Raw genomic sequence first — 22,764 nt, 5'->3', positions numbered from 1 at the left:
CTGTGCACCGTGACTTCGACCGCCGACACCCAGACCGCTGCGCCCCAGCTCAGCGCGGGACCGAGGCCCGCTCCGGGACCCGCCGCAGACGAGGGGCTATCGCGTCGGCTGCGCGCGCTCGCCTGCACCGCCCCGCTGCACGACCTGGACGTGCGCAAGGCCAATCTGGCAGGCGAGTACACGGTCTACGCGATGGCCGAAGTCGCTCTCGCCGCGATCGACCTGGTCACGCTCAACATGGACTTCGACACCGGCGCCGACCACGACCAGATAGTGGCCAGACTCCTCCCGCGGGTCGCCGCCCAGGCACCGCGCCGGCCCGTCACCGAGCACGAACGCGTCGCGCGCTGGGTCCTGGAGAACCTGATCAACGTCGGGAGCGTGGACCGTGGTTTCCGCGCCGTGTACGGCACCTTCGGGCCCGACGGCGTCTACGTCCGCAGGGACTACGACTTCAAGCTCATCGAGGAAGTCCCCGGCCACGGCGGCACCGTCTACCTCCGTGCCACCGACGAGGCGGTCAACGTCCTGGTCGGCGCCCTGGACACGGACGTGACCAGCGCCCAGATCGCCGCCGAGGTGAAGCTGGAGGTCCTGATCAGCAGGGGCCGCCTCGCGGACGCGCAGCTCGCCGCCGAACAGGCGCGCTACCGCACCGTGCAGTACGCCGAGACGCTCCGCCGGACGCTGGAGGCCACCCGCCGCAACGTCCGCGCCGTCGACTGGCTCAACGCCGTACCCGACATGATCACCGAGGCGCTCGACCACGTCGCCGACCGCTACCGCCACGAGAACGCGATCCTCACCAACATCCGCAAGGCCAGGGACGAGGCGGAGGAACCCGAGCACAAGCGCCGCGCCGCCGAGCTCGTCGACATCGTCAAGGACTGCATCCGCCGCCACACCCAGCTCCAGTCCAGGCTGCTGGAGGCGGGCCCCCTCTTCCGCGCCGAGCAGGACCGGCAGTCCTTCGCCACGCCCACCGCGCGGTCGGGCCTCGACCTCTACGGCCAGCTCGTCGTCCCCCTGCTGCCGCTTCCCGTGGAACAGGCCACCAGGGCCACCGACGCCTTCTTCTCCCAGGGCACCGGCCTGCGCACCCCCACCTCGGTCCGGGTCGGCGACCTCGTCGACCTGCTGCTGATGCCCCCGGTGGAGCGCGAGCACCTGGGCGCCGAGATGCCCGAGCCGGACCTCATCGCAACGCCGGACGACAGCCGGTTCAGCGAGGAGCAGCTCGGACACGCCATGCAGCTGCTCGACCTGGAGCACGACGCCCCGCGCCGGCTCTCCGGACTCCTCGCCGAGGCCCGGCTGCGCGATCCCGAGCTGCCCTATCTGGTCGCCCTGCTCGCCGTCCACGCGGCGAGCCCCCCGGTCGGCACGGCCTACCGACAGGGCGAGCGCCGACTGCTGTTCGCCGTCGACGACGGCACGCAGCTCGAGGACCACGAGTTCGGGGGAGCCGACCTGATAGTGGGCATGGCCCTGCTGGACGCCGCAGGCATGGCCGCGGACCGCAAGGACGCCTCGTGAGCCTTCCCGGCCCGGCCACCCACCCACTGCCGCGCGAGAGCGGCACCCGTACCGAGGAGTCACCGAGTTGAGCGAGCAGCACGCCGAGCACACCGACGCGTGGGGAGACCGGTCTCTCACGCACGCGGCCGACGCCGCCCGGCCGGCCGCTCCCCCCGCTGTCACTCCCGCCGACGCGGCCGACGCGGCCCGGCTGGTCTCCTTCGGGCTGCAGCCGAAGCTGATGCCCGCCCGCGACGCCGAGTACACCGAACTGCTCCGCCGCTACCGGGAGGAGCCCGCCTTCGCCCGGCTCGCCGACGCCGTGGCCACCGGCCTCGGACTCGTCGTCCTGGAGGTCTCCACCCGCGCGGGGATGGCCGTGACCGCCGGCGAGGACTCGGTCTTCGCCGTACGCATGGGCGACTACGCCCGTCGCGCGTCCACCGACGCCGCCGACCGTTTCCTGCACGGACTCGCCCACCTCGCCGTGGCCGCCATGGCCTTCCCCCGGCCCGAGGACCTCGCCGACGACTCCTACATCGGCCGCATCACGGTCAACGGAGTCGACGCGTTCGTCCGCCAGGCCTGCCGGCGCCTGGAGGAGCGCGCCGAGGAGCAGGGCGACAACACCGACCCCGCGACCGGCGCCCCCGGCCTGGAATCGGGCTGGCGCGTCTACGCCCGCCGCAGCTCGACCGGAGCCACCAAGGACGCCCGCAGGCTCGCCGGATCCACCACCGGCATCATCGGCAAGGCCGTCGCCTTCCTCACCGACTCCGGCTTCCTCCAGCGAACCGGGGACGACGCGGGCGGTGCCTACCGCACCACGGCCCGCTACCAGCTCCAGGTACGTGACATGGCGGGCAGCGCCGCCCTGGCGGAGCTGCTGGAACTCGGCGTCGTCCCGGTCACGGACGGCTCGGCCACCCTGCTGCCCCCGCCCGACACCGAAGGCCTGGAACTGGCCGCCGACGCGGGCCTGCCCTTCCACTCCTGAACCACCCCCCGAACCAGCCGCCCCGCCCACCGCCTGAACGACGAGAGTCCGCCGCCATGTACGAGTTGTCCCGGGTCCGCCTCTACTCCATCGGGCCCGCCGGTGCGCGCTACGCCGACACCGTGCTCGACCTGCGTGGAGTCGGCAAACCCGTCCCCAGGCCCGCGCCGGCCCAGGCGGAGTTCTTCGAGGACGAGCCGGTCGGCCCCCCGCGCCGCCCGGCGCCCGCAGGCGTGCTCTTCCTGGAGAACGGCGGCGGCAAGTCGGTCCTGCTCAAACTGATCTTCTCGGTGATGCTGCCCGGACACCGCAACACCCTGGGCGGCGCCAGCTCCGGTGTGCTGCGCAAGTTCCTGCTCGCCGACGACTGCGGACACGTCGCCCTGGAGTGGCAGCACACGCTCACCGGTGAATGCGTCGTCGTCGGCAAGGTCAGCGAATGGCGTGGCCGCCAGGTCTCCAACGACCCCCGCAAGTTCGCCGAAGCCTGGTACTCCTTCCGCCCCGGGCCCGGTCTCAGCCTCGACAGCCTTCCCGTCGCGGAGGCGACGACGGTGGGCCGTCCCGTCGAAGGCGTATCCGGCGCCCGGGGCCGGCGCCGCACCATGAAGGGCTTCCGCGACGCCCTCACGGACGCCGGCAAGTTCTACCCGCACCTCGACGTGCACTGGGAAGAGATCCACGACCGCTGGAACGAACACCTCGGTGACCTCGGGCTCGACCCCGAACTCTTCCGTTACCAGAGGGAGATGAACGCCGACGAGGGCGAGGCCGCCGGACTCTTCGCCGTCAAGAAGGACTCCGACTTCACCGACCTGCTGCTGCGGGCCGTCACCGACACCCGTGACACGGACGGCCTCGCCGACCTCGTCAGCGGCTTCGGCAACAAGCTCGGACGCCGCGCCGAGCTCACCGCCGAACGCGACTTCACCGCCGGCTCCGTCGACCTGCTGGGCCGGATCGTCGAAGCGACCACGGCCAGGGCCCGCAGCCGCGACGTCCACGCCGGTGCCGAGCGTCGCACCCGCACCCTCGCACGCCGGCTCTCCGGGCGTGCCGCCGAGGAGCGCGGCCGGACCGGGGAACTCGCCCAGCAGGTCACGGCCGCCGCCCACACCGTCACCGAGGCCGAGGCCACCCGGGGCGACCGGGACCTGATCGCGGCCGAACTGGCCTACCGGCACGCCTCCCTGGCCCTGACCGCCGCAGAGAAGAGTGCGGCGGCCCAGCGTCGCGAGCTGGTCGAGGCGCGCACCCTGCACTCTGCCTGGCAGGCCGCCGAAGCGGTCCTCCGCCACCGGGCCGCCGCCGACAGCTCGGCCCGCGTCGCCGTCGCCATCCGGGAGGCCGAGCGGGACGCCGCCCCCGCTCTCGCCGCACGCGCCACGGCCGCCGCCGACCTCGTACGCGCCCTGCACACCGCCGCCGAGGCGGGGGAGCGGGTGGCGGACGAGGAGGAGGAGCGCTCCGCGACCCTCCAGTCCACCGGGGAAACGGCGCACCGGGACGCCACCACCGCGGCGACCGAGGCCCAGCGCGCCCGGAGCGAGGCGGGCCACCTGCGCCAGCGCCTCGCCGAGGTCGAGCAGGAGACCGCCGAAGCCGTACGGGCCGGGTGGCTCGACGACACCGCGCCGGACGCCGACCCTGCCCGCGCGGCCCTCGCCGCGAACGACGCGGAGAAGGCCGCCGTCGCCGCCTGGGACACCGCGCGGGAAGCCGCCCGTGCCACCGCGGACCAGGCACGGGAAGCCGGGGCCGCGGAGAGCCGCACCGAGCTCGCGGCGGCCCGTGCCGCCGACGCCGCCCAGGCCGCCGAACAGTCCTACGAGGCCGAGCGCAGGGCCGCGGAGTCGATCGCCGCCGACCCCCGTCTCACCGACCTGCTGGGCCTGCCCACGGCAGCCGGCGTCCCACGCCCCCGCCGCCCCGGCCCCGGGACGGACGAGACCGGCGCGGACGAACCGGTCGCAGGCGACGGGCAGTCCCTCACCGCCGAGGAGTTCGACAACAGCGCCGACGAGCTGCGCGAGCTACTCGACCAGGGGGTCGCCGCCGCCGAACGCAGGCTTTTCGACCTGCGCACCGCCGCCGCCGACGACTCCCGCATCCTCGGCGCCCTCGGGGACGGCGGACTGCTGCCTCCGGGCCCCGACGTCCTCGCCACCGTCGAGTACCTCGGAGAGCACGGCATCCCCGCCCTGCCCGGCTGGCGCTACCTCGCCCAGGCTGTGGACCCCGCCGACCACGCGGCGGTCCTGGCCGCTCGGCCCGAGCTCGTCGACGGTGTCGTCATCACCGACCCCGGCGCGCACACCCGCGCCCGCGAGGTCTTGGCCGCCGCAGCACTGCTGCCCCGCTCGGCCGTGGCCGTCGGTACCACCGCGGCCCTCCTCGCCCCCGTACCGGTGCCGGGCGGCGCGGGCGCCGAGGACGTCTTCCTCGTCCCGCCGAACCCCGCGATGCACGACGAACACGCCGCCGACGAGGAGCGCCAGGCACTCAGGGCCCGTGCCGCGGCGCGCGACGAGGACATCAGGTCGCTCGCCGCCCGGCTCGCCGCCGACCGCTCCCTCGCCGCGCGTATCGGGTCCTGGCGCGCCGACTGCCCGCCCGGCATGCTCGCCGAGCTCGGCGAGGCCGCCCGGACCGCCCGATCCGTCGCGGAAACAGCGGAGGCCGCACTCGCCGAGGCCCGCGCCGTGCGCGCGGAGGCCGACGAGGCGGCCGCGGACGCCTCGCGTGTCCGTGACGATCGGCAGGAGGCGGCGCAGCGCGCCCGCCGCGCGGCGGACGCGCTCGCCGGACTCGCCCACCGCCTCCGGGACCGGGCGGGCTGGCAGGCGCGGCTGCGTGAACTCACCGACGAGGCAGCCGAGTCCGAGGCCCGCGCCACGGAATGCCTGGAGCGGGCACGCGCCGCCGACGAGGACCGCCGGGCCGCCCAGCGTGCCGCGGACGACGCCCACCGCACCGCCCGTGCCCTGCGCGCCGAGCGCGCGGAGATCGCCGGAGCCCCCGAAACCCTCCCGGAGCCCGATCTCTCCACCGCGCGCACCTCCCTGCCCGCCCTGCGCGAGGCGTACAGGGCGGCCTCCCGGCTCTACGAGAAGGTCGGCGTCGGCGCCGACCTCCGCGCCGAACAGGCACGCGCCGAAAATGACGAGAGCGCCGCCCTGGCCGAACTCGACCGCCTCACCAACAAGGTCCGCACCCGTGCCGCCCAGCTCCTCGAGGGCACCGACGGAGCCGACGGGCCTTCCCGTCAGGCGGCAGCCGCCCGCGCTGAATCCCACGTACAGCTCCTGGAGACCCGGGCGTCCGCGGCCAGCGAACAGCTGGGCCGGCTGCGCGGCGAAGCCGAACGCCTCGCCCCCGAGGACGAGGCACCCCACCACACCGACCTCCCCGACAACCTGGCCCCGGCCGACGCAGACCAGGCCCAGACCCTCCTTCGGACCGCCACGGCCGAACTGGCCTCCGCCACGGAGGCACTGGAGACCGCACGCGCCGCCCACGTCGAACTGCTGCGCGCGCACCGCACCGCCGAGGACTCCGCGAGCGGTTTCGACGAGACCGCCGCCCTCCTGCGCGATCTGCTCAGGGAACACGGCCCGGAGGACGAGGCCGACACCCCCGACCCGTACCCGGGCACCCTGGAGGAGGCGAGGCAGTCCGCCGCCGAGGCACGCCGCTCGCTGCGCGGCTGCGCCACCGACCTGTCGGCCGCGGAGGGTTCCGTGAGGGAGGCGAGCGACGTCCTCGTACGGCACGCCAACGCCACCCGCTACGAACAGGTCCGCACCCCGGCCCGGATGCAGATCAGGGAACTCCCGGCAGCGGCCCTGCCCGACCACGCGGAGAAATGGGCCGCCGCCTTCGCGCCCAGGCTGCGCGTGCTCACCGACGAGCTCGCCCAGCTGGAGCGCAACCGTGACTCCATCGTCGACCGGCTCCGCGGCCTCGTGGAGTCGGCCCTCACGACGCTCCGCTCCGCGCAGCGTCTCTCCCAGCTGCCCGAAGGACTGGGGGAGTGGTCCGGCCAGGAGTTCCTCCGGATCCGTTTCGAGGAACCCGACCAGGCCACGCTCACCGAGAGGCTCGGCGAGGTCATCGACGAGGCCACGCACGCGGCCCTCAAGAAGAACTCCGACCTGCGCAGGGACGGCATGTCCCTCCTGCTGCGCGGCGTACAGGCGGCACTGCAGCCCAAGGGCATCGCCGTGGAGATCCTCAAGCCGGACGCGGTGCTCCGCGCCGAGCGCGTCCCGGTCGGACAGATGGGCGACGTCTTCTCCGGTGGCCAACTGCTCACCGCCGCGATCGCGCTGTACTGCACGATGGCGGCCCTGCGCAGCAACGACAGGGGCCGGGACCGGCACCGGCACGCGGGCACACTCTTCCTCGACAACCCCATCGGACGCGCCAACGCCACGTACCTGCTCGAGCTCCAGCGCGCGGTCTCCGACGCTTTGGGGGTCCAACTGCTGTACACCACCGGGTTGTTCGACACCACGGCGCTCGCCGAGTTCCCGCTCGTCATCCGCCTCCGCAACGACGCGGACCTTCGGGCGGGGCTGAAGTACATCAGCGTGGAGGAGCACCTCAGGCCAGGGCTGCCGCAGCAGGACCCCGAGGGCGAGACCGTCCATGGCGAGATCATCGCGACCCGCATGTTCAAGCGGACCGACGAGACGCGCGGCGGTGCGGCGGTCCCGGAGATGCGTGGAGAGATGACGGACACGACCACGCAGCCGGCACCGTCCTCGGAGAAGCGATAGCGCGGGCGCTCAGGCCCGCGAGAGCCGGCCTTCGCTCCGGCGTCGTATCCGGGATTCCCCGCGTGCCCGGGACCGGGCGGCGCGCCTGGCCACCCGCCGCTCCCGCCGCATGCGGCGTGCCGTGCTGCTCGGTACGGACACCACGCCGTGGCGCTGGTTCCACACCTGCCGGGTCACCCACACGTCCAGCACCGACCACGTCGCCACCACCGTGCCCGCGACCCCGCCCAGCACCATCGGGAAGGCGAGCCAGGAACCGGCCAGCGTGCACAGGAAGGCCACCACGGCCTGAATGATGGTGAGCGACATGATGATCACGGCGCGCACGGCGGCGGTCCGCACCGGGTCCGGCATCCTCCGCCGTGTCGCGGGTTCCTCCACCCACAGCTGCCGCGGAATACGGGCACCGGGCGCCGGCGTGTCCGCCGGTGACGCACCGGCCGCCCGTGTGCCCGCCGTCGGCGGACCGGCGGGCGGCGACGCCGTCGCGCCCCGGCGCTCATCCGTGTCCAAGAACCTCAACTCCCCACCACTGTCCGACCCAAGGGTGGCATGGCTGCCCGGCCGGCCGCCGTTCTACGCGAACGGAGCCGCTCACCTGTCGCACATACCCCCGCGAGGTTCTTCTGCCCCGTACGTCTGGACGAACGCCAGGTCACGAAGATTCCCGTCGGTGGGTCCCAACCGGCCCCGAAAGGTCTCGGAACGTCAAGTTCCAGCCAACTGCGCTGTGAGAATACATCGCGTCCGGCCAGGGGATCTCTGTCGCTTTCGCGAAATTCTTCGCCGGTAATACCAGGACAACTGGTGAGCAACTCAAGGCAGATCGGCCGGAAAACGTCCGGACATGTCTTCGAGTTACCGGTGGGTCAGTAGTAGGCTCGCGCCGTTTGTTGACGGAACTCCGGCCGACGCCCCGTGGACCGCCGCACAGACACCCGAACGATCAGGAAGGCCGGGCAACCGGAACGACCGGGAACACCGGCACAACCACCCCGCGGTGCGGGGCCGAGCTGGGGGAGGCCATGCGCTTTCGCGGGAAGTCCATCCGCAGGAAGATCGTGGCGTTGCTCCTGGTGCCGCTCGCCTCACTCACGGGCCTCTGGGTGTTCGCCACCTACGTCACCGGCCGTGAAGCCACCGAGCTGATGGGCGCGAGCGCCATCGTGGAGCAGGTGGGCCATCCGCTGGAAGACACGATCCGCGCCGTCCAGGGCGAACGCCGCCAGACACTCGTCTTCCTCGCCGATCCCCGGGCCTCGGACGCCCTTCCCCTCCTGCGCCGCCAGCGCGCCGCGACCGACCGGGTCGTGGCCGACGTCAGGCAGAGCGCTGAGAGCAAGGACATCCGGGACAGGCTCAGCCCGGAGTCGGAGGCCCTTCTCGACTCCATCCTCAGCGAGGTCGACGGCTTGGACGCACTGCGTGCCTCCGTCGAGAAACGGACCGTCGACCGGACGAGGGCCCTCGACTTCTACAACGGACTCGTCGACCCCTGCTACCGCTTCCTGAACGGTCTCCACACGATGGAGAACGTATCGATGGACAAGCAGGTCCGGGCCCTCGTCGGCATCTCCCGTGCCCGCGAGATGCTCTCGCGTGAAGACGCCCTGATCGCTTCGGGCCTCATCGCGGGACGACTCGGCGCCCCCGAACTGCGCGTGGTCTCCGACCTCGCCGCCAAGCGCACGCTCCTGTACGAGGTCAACCTCGAGCTCCTGCCGGGGAGCGAGCGCGGGCGCATGGAGCAGTACTGGCGCAGCCCTGACACCGAGCCCCTCCGCACGGCCGAGCAGAAGCTCATCGCCGCAGGGCCGATCACGAAGCCGGGCACTGTCGACGCCGCGCGCTGGGAGGAGGTGGCACCGCCCGTCCTCGAGCACCTGGCCAACGACGGCACCGAGATGGCCAACCGCTTCCAGGACCGCGCGGAACCCGCCGGCTACCGCGTCCTGATCCGCGCGGGCGTCGCCGGCGTCCTGGGATTCGCCGCCCTGCTGGTGTCCGTCTTCGTCTCCGTACGCGTGGGACGCGAACTCGTCCGCGACCTCTCCCGGCTGCGCAAGGACGCCCACGAGGTGTCCGGGGTCCGGCTGCCGAGCGTGATGCGCCGACTGGCCGCGGGCGAGCAGGTCGACGTGGAGACCGAGGCGCCCCACCTCAGCTACGAGCGCGACGAGATCGGCCAGGTGGGGCAGGCACTCAACACCCTTCAACGGGCCGCCGTCGAGGCCGCCGTCAAGCAGGCGGACATGCGGCGCGGCGTCTCCGAGGTCTTCGTCAACCTCGCACGCCGCAACCAGGTGCTCCTGCACCGTCAGCTGACGCTCCTGGACACCATGGAGCGGCGCACGGAGAACAGCGACGAACTCGCCGACCTCTTCCGCCTCGACCACCTCACCACCCGCATGCGCCGCCACGCGGAGGGCCTCGTGATCCTCTCCGGAGCGGCCCCGTCCCGCCAGTGGCGCAAGCCGATCCAGCTGATGGACGTGGTGCGGGCGGCGGTCGCGGAGGTGGAGGACTACGAGCGGATCGAGGTCCGGCGTCTGCCCCGCATCGGCGTGGGCGGCCCGGCCGTCGCGGACCTCACCCACCTGATCGCGGAACTGCTGGAGAACGCCACGGTGTTCTCGCCCCCGCACACCGCGGTCCAGGTGCACGGCGAACGCGTGGCCAACGGCTTCACCCTGGAGATCCACGACCGTGGCCTCGGCATGGTGCCGGAAGTCCTTCTGGACGCCAACCTGAGGCTCGCCGAGACGCCCGACTTCGAGCTCTCCGACACCGACCGGCTGGGCCTCTTCGTCGTCAGCCGGCTCGCCCAGCGGCAGAACGTCAGGGTGTCCCTGCAGACCTCACCGTACGGAGGGACGACCGCGGTCGTCTTCATCCCGGCGCAGCTGCTCACCGACGCCCCCGACACCCACGGCACCGGCTTCCGCCTCGACCGCCGGGCCGAGAAGGCGATCGGCAGCGGCCGGCCCGGCAGGGACACGCCCGACAGCGCCAAGGCCCGCAGGGACGGGGCGGCGGACGCCGGCATCCCGGGCAGGCCGCCCGGACTCGCCCCGGTTCCCACGGGCCTCACCGACCCGTCCATGCTGGACGGCCCCGTCGAACTCGAAGGCCCGGTGGGCACACTCGGGTTCACCGACCCGGCTCTCGACCGGGACCTCGACCCGGCGCTCGGCCCCGTGCTCGACGGCGTATCCGACCTCGAGGACACCGAGAGCGAGCGCGGCGGCATCTTCCGCGCCCGCGATCTACGCAGGCAGGACGACCGGGAGCAGCACCAGCAGGCCTTCGACGCGTCGGGCGGCCGCTCCGCGGACGTCCGGCCGATGCGCCCCGCAGGGCCCGTCCCGCTGCCCCGCCGCAAGACGCCGACCCTCGTCGCCGAGCACGGCCGGCGGATCGGGGCCGGAGGCCGTTCCCGTCCGGGCGCGTCCGACCGCTTCGCTCCCGCCGCCGGCTCCGAGACGGCCACCGCGGAGTCCGGCCCCGGCAGTTCCCCGGCAGGTGGGGCCCCGGCGCGGCCCGCGTCCCGGCCGGCGACTTCGGATACGGTGGGCGGCCTCCCGCGCAGGGTCCGGCAGGCCAGCCTCGCCCCACAGCTCCGGGAGGAATCCGCAGGGCGGCTTTCCGGGCACACCCCCGCCACCACCGACGACGACCTCGAACGTGACGCGGACGAAGTACGCAATCGCATGGCTTCGCTTCAACGTGGCTGGCAGCGCGGCCGTCGGCAGAACGCCGACGACGCGACAGGCCCCGGCGAGACAGCACCAGGAACCACTCCGGGAGGGGACGGTCGATGACCGCACCGAACGCCGCAGCACACAACACCACACGCCAGGGATCGGGCGAACTCAACTGGCTCCTCGACGAACTGGTCGAGCGTGTCGCGAGCATCCGGAAGGCGCTGGTGCTCTCCAGCGACGGCCTCGCGACGGGCACGTCCCAGGACCTGACCCGCGAGGACAGCGAACACCTGGCAGCCGTGGCCTCCGGTTTCCACAGCCTCGCCAAGGGCGTGGGCCGGCACTTCGACGCCGGCCGGGTCCGGCAGACGGTGGTCGAGCTCGACGAGGCCTTCCTGTTCGTCACGGCGGCCGGTGACGGCAGCTGTCTCGCCGTCCTGGCCGACTCCGACTCCGACGTCGGGCAGGTGGCGTACGAGATGACTCTGATGGTCAAGCGCGTGGGGGCGCACCTGGCCAATGCCCCCCGTACCACCGGTCTGCCCGCCGGAGGGTGAGGCGGGGGGATGAGCGCAGACTCCGTCCGGGACACCGCGCCCGGATCACCGTTCGCTCCCGAAGGAGCGGGCTCCTCCCGCTGGTACGACGCCGAAGCGGGGCCGGTGGTCCGGCCCTACGCGATGACCCGCGGACGAACCAGCAGCGCGTCCCGCCATCGTCTCGACCTGATCGCGATCGTCATCCCCGAACCCGCGGCCGACGATCCCGGCCGGGATCAGACGCTCTCCCCGGAGCACGTGGAGATCGTCGAACTGTGCAGCGACATGCCCCAGTCGATCGCCGAACTCGCCTCCGGACTGGATCTCCCCGTCGGGGTGGTCCGTGTCCTGGTCGGTGACCTCGTCGACGACGAACTGGTGCACGTCACCCGTCCCGTTCCGCCGGCCGAGCTGCCGGACGAGAGCCTTCTCCGCGAGGTGATCAATGGCCTTCGGGCGCTCTAGCCGCAGAAAGCGGCACGTCGAGCCCGTCACCCTCAAAATCCTGGTGGCCGGCGGATTCGGCGTGGGCAAGACGACTCTGGTGGGTGCGGTCAGCGAGATCAGACCCCTTCGCACGGAGGAGCGGCTGAGCGAGGCGGGCCGCCCCGTAGACGACGTGGCGGGGGTCGAGTCCAAGAGCACCACCACGGTGGCCATGGACTTCGGCCGGATCACCCTGCGCGAGGACCTGGTCCTCTATCTGTTCGGGACCCCCGGGCAGGACCGCTTCTGGTTCCTCTGGGACGAGCTCGCCCAGGGTGCCCTGGGCGCGGTCGTCCTCGCGGACACCCGGCGGCTGGAGGACTGCTTCGCGGCGGTCGACTACTTCGAACGCCGGAAAATCCCCTTCACGGTCGCCGTCAACCTCTTCGAAGGCGCGGAGGAGTTCCCTACCGAAACGGTACGGGCGGCACTCGACCTCGACCCCGAGGTGCCGGTGCTGCTCTGCGACGCCCGCGACCGGGCGTCCGTCCGCGATGTGCTCGTCGCGGTCGTGGAGTACGCCATGGTGCGTGCCGACCGGCTCCGCGAACCAGCCAAGACCTGAGGGCCGCCGTGACGCGGCCCGTACCCCCGCCGACCGGGGTACGGACCGCGCGTACGGTGCGGGGGGCAGCGGGCGTGGAAGGAGTCTTCACCCGCGGTGACGGCCCGTCAACCCTGCGCGCGCTCCCGGGAACCCGGGTTCTCCGCCAGCCACTCGGCCGCGATTGCGGCCAGTTCCCCGTCCCGTCCGGCGAGCATCATCCGGATCATCTGCACATCGCCGCGCAGCGACCACGCGGGATGGCCGAACGTCGCGGGATTGTTCTTCTCGATGAGGAAATGCGCCGGCCACGCACTGCCGTATCCGATCAGGGGCAACGCCAGGGCGTAGCGCTTACGTCCCCGTGCCAGACCGTAGACGCTGACCGCCAGGCCGGTCAGTGTGCCGGTCAGATGGACCCACCGGGTAGCCGTCCTGGAGTGCATGGCCACGTAGTAGGGCCAGAACTCTTCATACGAACCGAACGTCTGCTGTGACATGAGGGCACCGTAACGGCCGAACCGGCAACCGGATACGGCAGTTCCGCGTCCGAAAGGGAGAGCGGGCGGCCGGAGCACACGGGGGTGGCCCCGGCCGCCCGTTCGGTGTCTGCGCCGTCAGTGCCCCGCGACGGAGCGCCTGGCCACCGGGAAGTCGAAGTAGGTGTCCGGGAAGAGCTCGGGCTTGAAGGTGAAGTGCCACCACTCCTCCGCCAGGTTCACGAACCCCAGGCCGGTGAGCGTCTCCTTGAGGAACTGCCGGTGGGCGCGCTGCGCGCCCTGCACCCGGGGGTCGTCCGTGTGCGACAGGGTGTCGAAGCAGTCGTACCCGGTACCCATGTCCACCGAGTTGTCGGGGAAGCGCTCGTCCTGCGACGCATGGCAGGCGGTGAGCTCCTCGCCCGGCTCGTACGGCCTCGTCGGCAGGGCCGGCAGCTTCACCAGCGTGAGGTCGACCGTGCTGCCCCGGCTGTGTCCGGATTTCTCCGCGATGTAACCGTCCTCGAACAACCGCGTCTTGTCGACCTCCGGATAGAACTCACCCTTCATGGCCTGGTCGTCGAGATCCTCCGCCCAGCGCACGAAGTGGTCCACGGCGCGCTGCGGCCGGTAGCAGTCGTACACCTTGAGCGAGTACCCCTGACGCAGGAGGCTCCGCTGGGCCGTGCGCAGCGCGAGGGCGGCGGGCCGGGTCAGGATGCAGACGGGCTGCCGGTAGCCGTCCACCGGCTCCCCCATGAAGTTGTGCGCGGTGGTGTAACGCATCTCCGTGATGATCGTCGGGTCGACGGAACGGAGATCGACGAACTCCGGCGGAGCCTTGGGTTCTGGCCTGGCCGCGGCCACCGGGGCGGCGACGGTCACGGCGAGCAGAGCGGCGCCGGCTGCGGCCAGAGCGCGGAGAGAACGAGCAATTCCTGTCATGGGCACACCGTCTATCAGCTTCCGGGCCGCAGGAGAAGAGTGATCGGATACAGTCCGCCCGTGAAGGACTCCCACTGCGGCAGCTGCGGGACCCCGTACGCCGCCGACATCTGGCCGCGCACCTGTACGGCCTGCGGCCACACCGCCTATCGCAACCCGCTGCCCGTAGCCGTCGCCCTGCTGCCCGTCACCGGACCGCACGGCACCGGACTCGTCGTCATCACCCGAACCATCCCTCCGCACACGGGCGGGACGGCGCTGCCCGGCGGCTACATCGACGCGACAGAGGACTGGCGCCACGCCGTCGCACGCGAACTGCGCGAGGAGACCGGAATCCGGGTGGACGAGACGGACGTACGGCTCGCCGACGCCCTCAGCTCGCCGGACGGCCACCTGCTCCTCTTCGGGCTGCTCCCGCCGCGAGCCGCAGCGGAACTCCCGCCCTCCGCACCTACGGACGAGACCTCGGGGTACGACGTGCTGCGCACCCCGGACGAACTCGCCTTCCCCCTGCACACCCGAGCCGTACGCGCCTGGTTCGCCGGCGCCTACGGCTGAGCCGGGCCCGACCACCCCCGCACCCGGACCGGATAGGGAACCAGTTCCTCCTCACCGTCCCGCTCGACGACCACACGCCCCGCCCCGAGGCGCGACGTGTAGCGCTCCACCTCGGCCCGCTCCCACCCGTCGCCCGCGTCCCGCACGACCAGCCCGCCCCCGGTACGCCCGGCGGGCGGAGCCCACACCTCCAGCTCCATGCCTCCGCCCGGGCCCCGTACCGGGATCACCGCACCGGCCCGGGCCAGCACCGGAATCCGTGACAACGGCGCGTCCACCACCACATGGCCCGGCCCCTCGTACGCCTTCCCGCTCGCCGTGTCGTACCACCGCCCCCGCGGCAACCGCACCTGCCTGCGGTCCGCCCCCTCCTCCAGCACGGGAGCGACCAGCAGCGAGTCGCCGAGCAGGAACACGTCCTCGCAGTCCCGCAGCTCCCGGTCCCCGGACGCTCCCCACCACACCGGCCGCACATACGGAGCACCGGTGAGCCGCGCCAGGTGCGCCAGCGTCACGAAGTACGGCAGCAAGCGCTCCCGCTCCGCCAGGATCTGCCCGGCACCCGCGAGGACCTCCGGGCCGAACTCCCACGGCTCCCGGCGTCCCGCCCCGATGGCCGCGTGCGTCCGGAACAACGGCATGTACGCACCCAATTGGAACCAGCGCAGATACAGCTCCGGCGACGGCGACCCGTCGAACCCGCCGACATCGGGCCCCGAGTACGGCACCCCGCAGAGCCCCAGTCCCAGGACCAGGGACAGCGAGGCCCGCAGGCCCGGCCACCCCGTCGCCACGTCACCGGACCAGGTCCCGCCGTACCGCTGCATCCCCGCCCAGCCCGAACGGGAGAACAGGAACGGCCGCTCGTCGGGCCGCAGCCGGCGCAGCCCTTCGTAACCGGCCCTCGCCATCGCCAGGGCGTACACGTTGTGGGCCTCCCGGTGGTCCCCGCCACGGCCCTCCAGGGCGTGCCGTGACGACCGAGGCAGCGACGGATCGCCGAAGGCCGAGAAGGACACCGGCTCGTTCATGTCGTGCCACACACCGGAGAACCCCTGCCCGAGCCGCTCCTCGTACAGCGCGCCCCACCAGTCCCGCACGGGCGGATCGGTGAAATCCGGATAGACGCACTCACCCGGCCACACCTCGCCGAGCACCAAGGAACCCTCCGGATCCCGGACGAACGCACCCTCGTCACCCACCTCGAGGCCGCTCCTGAACACCGCGTTGCCCGCCGACGCCCGCACCGCCGGGTCGACGATCGACACCAGCCGGACGCCTTCCTCACGCAGCTCCTTCGCCAGTCCGGGAAGATCGGGGAACCGCTCCGGGTCGACCGTGAACACCTGATGCGCGTCGTGGTGATCGATGTCCAGATGCAGCACGGACAGCGGCAGCCCCCGATCCCGGTACCCCGTCACGACCCGCCGCACCTCCCGTTCGCTGCCGAACCCCCAGCGCGCGTGCTGCGGCCCCAGAGCCCACGACGGTGGCAGCGCGGGCGCCCCCGTCAGCGCCGTCCAGCCCTGCAGCACCCTGGCCGGCGTACCCACCACCACCCAGCAGCGGAGCGGACCGCCCTCCATCCGCACCTCACAGGTGCCGAGCCGGTCATGCCCCGAGCCGGCACCCTCCTCACCCTCCCGGAGCGTCACCCCGCCCGACCACGTGTTGTCGTGGAACGCCAGATGGGTCCCGGCATCGGAGACCACCATCTGCACCGGCATCGTCAGATACAGCGGATCGTCCGCCGGACCGAAACGCCCGCCCGGATCGGTGTTCCACAGCCGGTAGGTGCCCTCCCTCAGCCTCGGACCGCCCGCACGCCCTCCGAGTCCGAAGAAGCGAGCGTCGGCCGGGACCTCGGACCTCTGCACCCACCGTGCCTCGCCCCCCTCCACCGGTTCCCACCAGCGCGGCGGCAGCTCACGGCGCAGCAGCACCCCGCCGGGCGTACGCAGTTCCACCGCCCCGTGCCGCGACACGACGACCGTCAGCCGCTCCGACACCACCATCCAGCCGCCGTTCGTGTCCGGCTCCAGGCGCGCCCGCGGATCCGGACCCGGCTCCGCTCCCGGAAGCGCGTACGAAGGCAGCGGCCCGGCGGCGTCCCAGGACCAGAACACCGCACCGCCCGCCGCCACCCGGATCCGGAGCTGCGAGCGGGCGAACCGCACCACCCCACCGCCCGGCTCCGGCTCCGCACCGACCAGGAGGCCCGGCACACGCGCCCGCTCGGGACCGCGCGGTGCCAGCGCCCGCGCATCCGCACGCCGGTTCCGCCACGCCGACCTCACCGCGCGCATCCCCTGCACAGAACCAACCGATTTCACCGAGCGCACCAGGTCACGACCATCCATGCGGACCACCCTGCCATTCACCGTGACGGAAGCGTGCTCCGTTCAGCTTCCGTTCACCTGTGGCTCCGCCACACAGTCGGACCCACGACCATGGCCGGGGGACCCTGGTGCGCAGGACGATCACATGGCATGGTCCGTAACGACCGTTAACGCACGCGTCCCAGCCGTGCGTGCGACGCCCACACCGCGTACACCCCGAAAGGCCAGGGAGCCTCCATGACCTCAGCAGCCGGCGAAGCCCCCCTCTGGCAGCCCGGACCCGAGCGCGTCGAGGCCGCAGCCGTGACCCGCTTCCAGCGATGGGCCGCCGAGCACCACGGAGCGCCGGCCGACGGCGGGTACGCGGCCCTGCAGCGCTGGTCGGTCGACGAGCTCGGCACCTTCTGGCAGGCAGTCGCCGACTGGTTCGACGTACGCTTCTCCAGTCCGTACGAGACCGTCATCGGGAACCGCACCATGCCCGGCGCCCAGTGGTTCCCCGGCGCCACCCTCAACTACGCCGAACACGCCCTGCGCACGGCCGACGACCCGCTCCGCGCCGACGCCCCCGCCCTGCTGTACGTCGACGAGACCCACACCCAGGTGTCCGTCAGCTGGAGCGAACTCCGGCGCCAGGTGGGCTCACTGACAGCGGAACTACGCGCCCTCGGTGTCAGGCCCGGCGACCGGGTCAGCGGCTACCTCCCCAACATTCCGCAGGCCGTCGTCGCGTTCCTCGCCACCGCCGCGGTCGGCGGGGTCTGGACCTCCTGCGCCCCCGACTTCGGCGCCCGCAGCGTCCTGGACCGCTTCCAGCAGGTCGAACCCGTCGTCCTGTTCACGGTCGACGGTTACCGCTACGGCGGAAAGGAGCACGACCGCACCGCCGCCGTGGCCGAACTCCGCCGCGAACTCCCGACGCTGCGCGCGGTCGTCCACATCCCGCTCCTCGGCACGGACACACCCGAAGGCGCCCTCGAATGGTCGGCACTCACCGCCTCCGACATCGAGCCGGTCTTCGAGCAGATTCCCTTCGAGCACCCCCTGTGGGTGCTGTACTCCTCCGGCACGACCGGACTTCCGAAGGCGATCGTCCAGTCCCAGGGAGGAATCCTCCTCGAACACTTCAAGCAGATCGGGCTGCACTGCGACCTCGGCCCCGACGACCGTTTCTTCTGGTACACATCCACCGGCTGGATGATGTGGAACTTCCTCGTCTCCGGCCTGCTCACCGGTACCACCGTCGTGCTGTACGACGGCAGCCCCGGCTACCCGGACGTCAGCGCCCAGTGGCGCGTGGCCGAACAGACCGGGGCGACACTCTTCGGCACGTCGGCCGCCTACGTCATGGCCTGCCGCAAAGCGGACGTCCACCCGGGCCGCGACCACGACCTCAGCCGGGTCCGGTGCGTCGCCACCACCGGCTCCCCGCTCCCGCCCGACGGCTTCCGCTGGCTCCACGACGAGGTCGCCGAGGACCTGTGGATCGCGTCGGTGAGCGGCGGCACGGACGTCTGCAGCTGCTTCGCCGGCGCGGTACCCACCCTGCCGGTCCACATCGGCGAACTCCAGGCGCCCTGTCTCGGCACCGATCTCCAGGCCTGGGACCCCGCCGGCAAACCGCTCACCGGTGAGGTCGGCGAGCTCGTCGTGACCGCACCCATGCCCTCCATGCCGGTCCGCTTCTGGAACGATCCCGACGGCAGCCGCTACCACGACAGTTACTTCGACACGTACCCCGGCGTCTGGCGCCACGGAGACTGGATCACCCTCACCGACCGCGGTTCGGTCGTCATCCACGGCCGTTCCGACTCCACCCTCAACAGGCAGGGTGTCCGCATGGGGTCCGCCGACATCTACGAGGCCGTCGAGAGGCTCCCCGAGATCCGAGAGTCCCTCGTCATCGGCCTCGAGGAACCGGACGGCGGCTACTGGATGCCCCTGTTCGTGCACCTCGCCGAGGGCGCCACGCTCGACGACGAACTTCGCGACAGCATCAAACGCACCATCCGCGAGAACCTCTCGCCCCGTCATGTACCGGATGAGGTCATCGCGGTTCCCGGCATCCCGCACACCCTCACAGGCAAGCGGATCGAGGTTCCGGTCAAGCGCCTCCTCCAGGGAACTGCCCTTTCCAAGGCGGTCAACCCGGGCTCCGTCGACAATCTCGAACTCCTCCGCTTCTACGAGGACCTAGGCCGCGAACGCCGCTGATCAGACCGCCGTGCACGCCGTTGTCAGTCCCCCTGATTACGCTGAGTGAGCATCGATCGACAGCGCACAGGGGGACTCATGGCGCACATCAAGCAGACCGACAAGCGCAGCCGAACGCGCTCCGCACCATCCATGCGACGCGCACTGCGCCGCGAAGCACCCAGCACCGTCGGCCTCCTCGTCGACTCCGAGGACTTCGCGGCCATGCGCCACTACCGGAGCTTCCTCTTCGAGGACCACACGGAATACCTGCGGCAGGTCGACGGCCTGCTGCGCGCACGCGCCGCCCAGGGGATGTACACCACCGTCGCCCTCTTCGACCCGGACGACTACGCGGAATTCTGCGGCGAGTCCGGTCTCGATCCCGACGAGCGGGCGAGCCGCAGCCGTTTCACCGCCGAGATCGCGGCTGCCGGCGCCACCGTGGCGTACACCGGCCAACCCATCGACACACTGGTCCCGCTCCTCGTCTCACGAGCCGTCCGCCGCGCGACATGGGAGTACGCCACCGTGCTCCTGGCCGGCCTCGGCGACTGTGCGGACTGCGGGCAGGACATCGGCCGAGCGGCCTTCGACCGGGCGTCCCATCTGCTGACACGTCTGCTCGACACCGCGGGGCCGGGCACCCACCACATCGTCTGCAGCACGCCCACGGAGGCCGAACAGCTCCTCGCCGTCCTCCACACCGCCCGGGACGCGGACGGCCCGGCCCGCCTCGAATCGTCGGAAGGCGCGGAGTTCGCCACCGTGCTCGCCGTGGGTGTCGCGCTCGAATCCCGGGGAGGCATCGTCCTGCGCACCACGACGCCCGACGCCCCGGACCGGGTGCACGGCTGGCGTCTGCACCGGGGCAGTCTCCTCCCGCTCACAGCGGGAGAGGTCTTCAGCGCCTACTGCACCGACGCCGACACGGGCGAACCCGTCTCGCCGGAATCCGGCGTCGAGTACTGCGCGGGGTTCGAACTCGGTGCCGACGAACCGGAGGCCCACCGCTGAGAAAGCCGATGGGGGTTCCCGCCGGAACCGGCGGGAACCCCCATCACACCCGACTGCGAACAGCGGGCGGTGTCACTCGCCGGACAGCACCGCCTGCGCCGCGAGCCGTGCCTCGTCGGCGGAGTCCGCCGCACGCGCTGCGGAGGCCGCGCGCTCGCACTGGGCGAGCGTGTGCTTCGCCAGCGTCGCCCGCACATAGGGGATGGACGCCGCACCCATCGACAGCGAGGTGACACCCAGACCGGTCAGCACACACGCCAGCAGCGGATCCGAAGCGGCCTCACCGCAGACACCACAGCTCTTGCCCTCCGCCCTCGCGGCCTCGGCCGAGAGCGCGACCAGGTCGAGCAGCGCGGGCTGCCACGGGTCCTGCAGCCTGGAGACGGCCCCCACCTGACGGTCGGCCGCGAAGGTGTACTGCGCCAGGTCGTTGGTCCCCAGCGACAGGAACTCCACCTCCTGCAGGATCGAGCGGGCCCGGAGCGCGGCGGACGGAATCTCCACCATCGCACCGAACTTCGCCTGCAGCCCCGCCTCACGGCAGGCGTCGGCGAACGCCTTCGCGTCGGCTCGGTCGGCCACCATGGGGGCCATGACCTCGAGGTACACCGGCAGACCCTCGGACGCCCTGGACAGCGCCGTCAGCTGGGTCCGCAGCACATCGGGGTGGTCCAGAAGACTGCGCAGACCACGCACGCCCAGTGCGGGGTTCGGCTCGTCCGCCGGTGTCAGGAAGTCCAGCGGCTTGTCGGCGCCGGCGTCCAGGACCCGCACGACGACACGCCCCTCGGGGAACGCCTCCAGCACCGCGCGGTAGGCGGCGATCTGCTTCTCCTCGGACGGTGCCTGCTTGCTGTCGTCCAGGAAGAGGAACTCCGTACGGAACAGACCCACGCCCTCGGCACCGGCCTCCACGGCGGCCGGCACGTCGGCGGGACCGCCGACGTTGGCGAGCAACGGCACCTTGTGACCGTCGGAGGTCGCTCCGGGCCCGGTCACGGCCGTCAGTGCCGCCTTGCGGGCCGCCGAGGCACTCTCCATCTCGGCGCGCTTCTCCTGACTCGGCTCGACGAAGATCTCACCGGTGCTGCCGTCCACCGCCACGACCGTGCCCTCGGCGATCTCACCCGCGCCGGGAAGAGCCACGACGGCCGGAACTCCGAGCGCACGCGCGAGGATCGCGCTGTGGCTGGTGGGCCCGCCCTCCTCCGTGACGAAGCCGAGCACAAGCGTCGGGTCGAGCAGGGCGGTGTCGGCGGGAGCCAGGTCACGCGCGATCAGCACATACGGCTCGTCGCTGTCCGGCACACCCGGCATGGGAACGCCGAGCAGCCGCGCCACGATGCGGTTCCGTACGTCGTCGAGGTCCGCCACGCGCCCCGCCAGGTACTCCCCGGCGTTGGCCAGCAGGGCCCGGTACGCGGCGAACGCGTCGTACACACCGCGCTCGGCGGTGCTGCCGACGGCGATACGACGCTCGACGTCGGCGATGAGCTCGGGGTCCTGCGCCATCATGGCCTGGGCCTCCAGCACATGCTGTGCCTCGCCCCCCGCCAGATTGCCGCGCGCAATCAGATCGGCCGCAACAGCTTCCACGGCCTGGCGGGCACGCCCCTGCTCGCGCTCGGCCTCCTCCGCGGGAATCTGTTTGGCCGGCGGCTCGAGCACCGCCGTGCCCATGTGCCGAACTTCGCCGATCGCCACACCGTGGCTCACACCGACGCCTCGCAGCGTTGTCTCCATTTCACCCGTCTCCGATTGTGCGGCGACTGCGTCACCGCGGTGGATGCCCAACTGGCTCTTCACTGCGCCGAGGGTGTCACTGCCAGCCGAAGAGCGTCTCGCCGACCTTCACGTCGCCGTCCTCGCGGACGTCGGAGAGGGACTCGGCAGTCGCCTCCAGGGCCACGACCGGGCAGATCGCCGACTTCCCGGCGGCCTCGACGGCTGAGGGGTCCCACCGGACGATGCCCTGACCGCGGGTCACCGTGTCCCCCTTGTTGACGAGCAGCTCGAAGCCCTCGCCGTTGAGCTGCACGGTGTCGATCCCGAGGTGCGTCAGCACTCCGTGTCCCTGGTCGTCGACGACGACGAAGGCGTGCGGGTGGAGGGAGACGACGATCCCGTCGACCGGTGAGACGGCCTCGGAGGGCTCGCGCACGGGGTCGATGGCGGTACCCGGGCCGACCATCGCTCCGGAGAAGACGGGGTCGGGAACCGCGGTGAGTCCGATGGCGCGACCGTCAAGAGGGGACGTCACTGTGGTCATGGAAAGCCTCCCAGGGGTGGGGATCCGCGTGTCACCGCCATGGCTGACGGAGGGCGGCGTACTGATCAGCAGCGTAAGTCATATGAAGTCCCGGTTCCGCCCGAGAGCTACCGGTTGGCCGACCTAGGGGTGCACCGGAAACGATTTGCCTCGCCTCACAAGGGCCTGTACTGTCGTACCCCTGCCTGACCCCAACGCGACCTTCGAGTCCGGGATCGGCGGCGACTCCCAAGCCCAGACTGTAACTCTGACTGTGCGCTCGCATGTTCGCGAGACCCCGGTCAGGGAATGGGGAAAGGCCTGATAGAGTCGGACTCGCCGGAAAGGGAAGCGCGAAAGCGAAGAACTGGAAAGCGAAAAAGCAGGAACCCGCTTCGGCCGGGAATCGGACACGA

General features: G+C 71.9%; 16 protein-coding genes. 10 read left to right on the top strand and 6 right to left on the bottom strand.

The genetic code is table 11. The annotated features are described in order from the left end of the window. The first annotated feature begins 9 nt into the window (after positions 1-9). The 3 genes from ABZ441_RS31325 (at position 10) to ABZ441_RS31315 (ending at position 7,296) form a co-directional block, all read left to right on the top strand. Positions 10-1,536, top strand: coding sequence for a hypothetical protein (locus ABZ441_RS31325; RefSeq protein WP_358980378.1), 1,527 nt, complete (start codon positions 10-12; stop codon positions 1,534-1,536). A 67-nt stretch (positions 1,537-1,603) separates the two neighbouring features. Further along, entirely contained in the window at positions 1,604-2,515 is a 912-nt protein-coding gene (locus tag ABZ441_RS31320) for a hypothetical protein (protein WP_358980376.1), read from the top strand. A gap of 56 nt (positions 2,516-2,571) precedes the next feature. Continuing rightward, positions 2,572-7,296, top strand: a complete 4,725-nt coding sequence (locus ABZ441_RS31315; protein WP_358980374.1) for a hypothetical protein — start codon at positions 2,572-2,574, stop codon at positions 7,294-7,296. 9 nt (positions 7,297-7,305) lie between these two features. Here ABZ441_RS31315 and ABZ441_RS31310 read toward each other — a convergent pair whose 3' ends face one another. Continuing rightward, positions 7,306-7,695 carry a hypothetical protein gene (locus ABZ441_RS31310; RefSeq protein ID WP_358980400.1) on the bottom strand — a complete coding sequence of 130 codons (390 nt, stop codon included), beginning with the start codon at positions 7,693-7,695 and terminating at the stop codon, positions 7,306-7,308. Positions 7,696-8,321: 626 nt separating this feature from the next. Between ABZ441_RS31310 and ABZ441_RS31305 the strand changes: the two genes are divergently transcribed. From ABZ441_RS31305 to ABZ441_RS31290, 4 genes are read left to right on the top strand one after another with little or no spacing between them, the layout of a single operon-like run. Next, positions 8,322-11,117, top strand: coding sequence for a nitrate- and nitrite sensing domain-containing protein (locus tag ABZ441_RS31305; RefSeq protein WP_358980372.1), 2,796 nt, complete (start codon positions 8,322-8,324; stop codon positions 11,115-11,117). Next, positions 11,114-11,557: a roadblock/LC7 domain-containing protein gene (locus tag ABZ441_RS31300; protein WP_205022031.1), complete on the top strand. Its 444-nt coding sequence runs from the start codon at positions 11,114-11,116 to the stop codon at positions 11,555-11,557. The genes ABZ441_RS31305 and ABZ441_RS31300 overlap by 4 nt, the downstream gene beginning before the upstream one ends. Positions 11,558-11,566: 9 nt before the next feature. Further along, positions 11,567-12,004: a DUF742 domain-containing protein gene (locus ABZ441_RS31295; protein ID WP_358980370.1), complete on the top strand. Its 438-nt coding sequence runs from the start codon at positions 11,567-11,569 to the stop codon at positions 12,002-12,004. Next, positions 11,985-12,590: an ATP/GTP-binding protein gene (locus ABZ441_RS31290; RefSeq protein WP_358980368.1), complete on the top strand. Its 606-nt coding sequence runs from the start codon at positions 11,985-11,987 to the stop codon at positions 12,588-12,590. Before ABZ441_RS31295 ends, ABZ441_RS31290 begins: the two co-directional genes overlap by 20 nt. 107 nt (positions 12,591-12,697) lie before the next feature. On the opposite strand, the gene ABZ441_RS31285 is transcribed toward ABZ441_RS31290, so the two are convergent. Then, positions 12,698-13,069, bottom strand: coding sequence for a DUF962 domain-containing protein (locus ABZ441_RS31285; protein ID WP_358980366.1), 372 nt, complete (start codon positions 13,067-13,069; stop codon positions 12,698-12,700). A gap of 117 nt (positions 13,070-13,186) precedes the next feature. Beyond that, on the bottom strand, positions 13,187-13,993 hold the full coding sequence (locus ABZ441_RS31280; RefSeq protein ID WP_358980364.1) for a M15 family metallopeptidase: 807 nt from the start codon (positions 13,991-13,993) through the stop codon (positions 13,187-13,189). A 60-nt stretch (positions 13,994-14,053) separates the two neighbouring features. Here ABZ441_RS31280 and ABZ441_RS31275 point away from each other — a divergent pair, with 60 nt between their 5' ends. Next, the gene (locus ABZ441_RS31275; RefSeq protein WP_358980362.1) at positions 14,054-14,551 is read left to right on the top strand and encodes an NUDIX domain-containing protein; all 498 of its coding nucleotides are present in this window, start codon (positions 14,054-14,056) and stop codon (positions 14,549-14,551) included. Here the strand turns inward: ABZ441_RS31275 and ABZ441_RS31270 are convergent. Next, positions 14,542-16,911 carry a glycoside hydrolase family 31 protein gene (locus tag ABZ441_RS31270; RefSeq protein ID WP_358980360.1) on the bottom strand — a complete coding sequence of 790 codons (2,370 nt, stop codon included), beginning with the start codon at positions 16,909-16,911 and terminating at the stop codon, positions 14,542-14,544. The genes ABZ441_RS31275 and ABZ441_RS31270 overlap by 10 nt on opposite strands. A gap of 216 nt (positions 16,912-17,127) precedes the next feature. On the opposite strand from ABZ441_RS31270, the gene ABZ441_RS31265 reads away from it, so the two are divergent. Further along, on the top strand, positions 17,128-19,104 hold the full coding sequence (locus ABZ441_RS31265; protein ID WP_358980358.1) for an acetoacetate--CoA ligase: 1,977 nt from the start codon (positions 17,128-17,130) through the stop codon (positions 19,102-19,104). A gap of 78 nt (positions 19,105-19,182) precedes the next feature. Continuing rightward, positions 19,183-20,100 carry a hypothetical protein gene (locus tag ABZ441_RS31260; RefSeq protein ID WP_358980356.1) on the top strand — a complete coding sequence of 306 codons (918 nt, stop codon included), beginning with the start codon at positions 19,183-19,185 and terminating at the stop codon, positions 20,098-20,100. Positions 20,101-20,172: 72 nt separating this feature from the next. Here the strand turns inward: ABZ441_RS31260 and ptsP are convergent, their stop codons facing one another. Both ptsP and ABZ441_RS31250 read right to left on the bottom strand, forming a co-directional pair. Then, positions 20,173-21,843, bottom strand: coding sequence for a phosphoenolpyruvate--protein phosphotransferase (ptsP, locus tag ABZ441_RS31255; protein WP_358980398.1), 1,671 nt, complete (start codon positions 21,841-21,843; stop codon positions 20,173-20,175). Between the two features lie 76 nt (positions 21,844-21,919). Then, positions 21,920-22,369 carry a PTS glucose transporter subunit IIA gene (locus ABZ441_RS31250; RefSeq protein ID WP_358980354.1) on the bottom strand — a complete coding sequence of 150 codons (450 nt, stop codon included), beginning with the start codon at positions 22,367-22,369 and terminating at the stop codon, positions 21,920-21,922. Positions 22,370-22,764: the final 395 nt, after the last annotated feature.

Origin of the sequence: Streptomyces sp. NPDC005752 (genome assembly GCF_040630715.1) — a bacterium.
In the GTDB taxonomy this organism is placed as follows: Bacteria; Actinomycetota; Actinomycetes; order Streptomycetales; family Streptomycetaceae; genus Streptomyces.
This window is presented reverse-complemented; position numbering and strand designations above follow the sequence as displayed.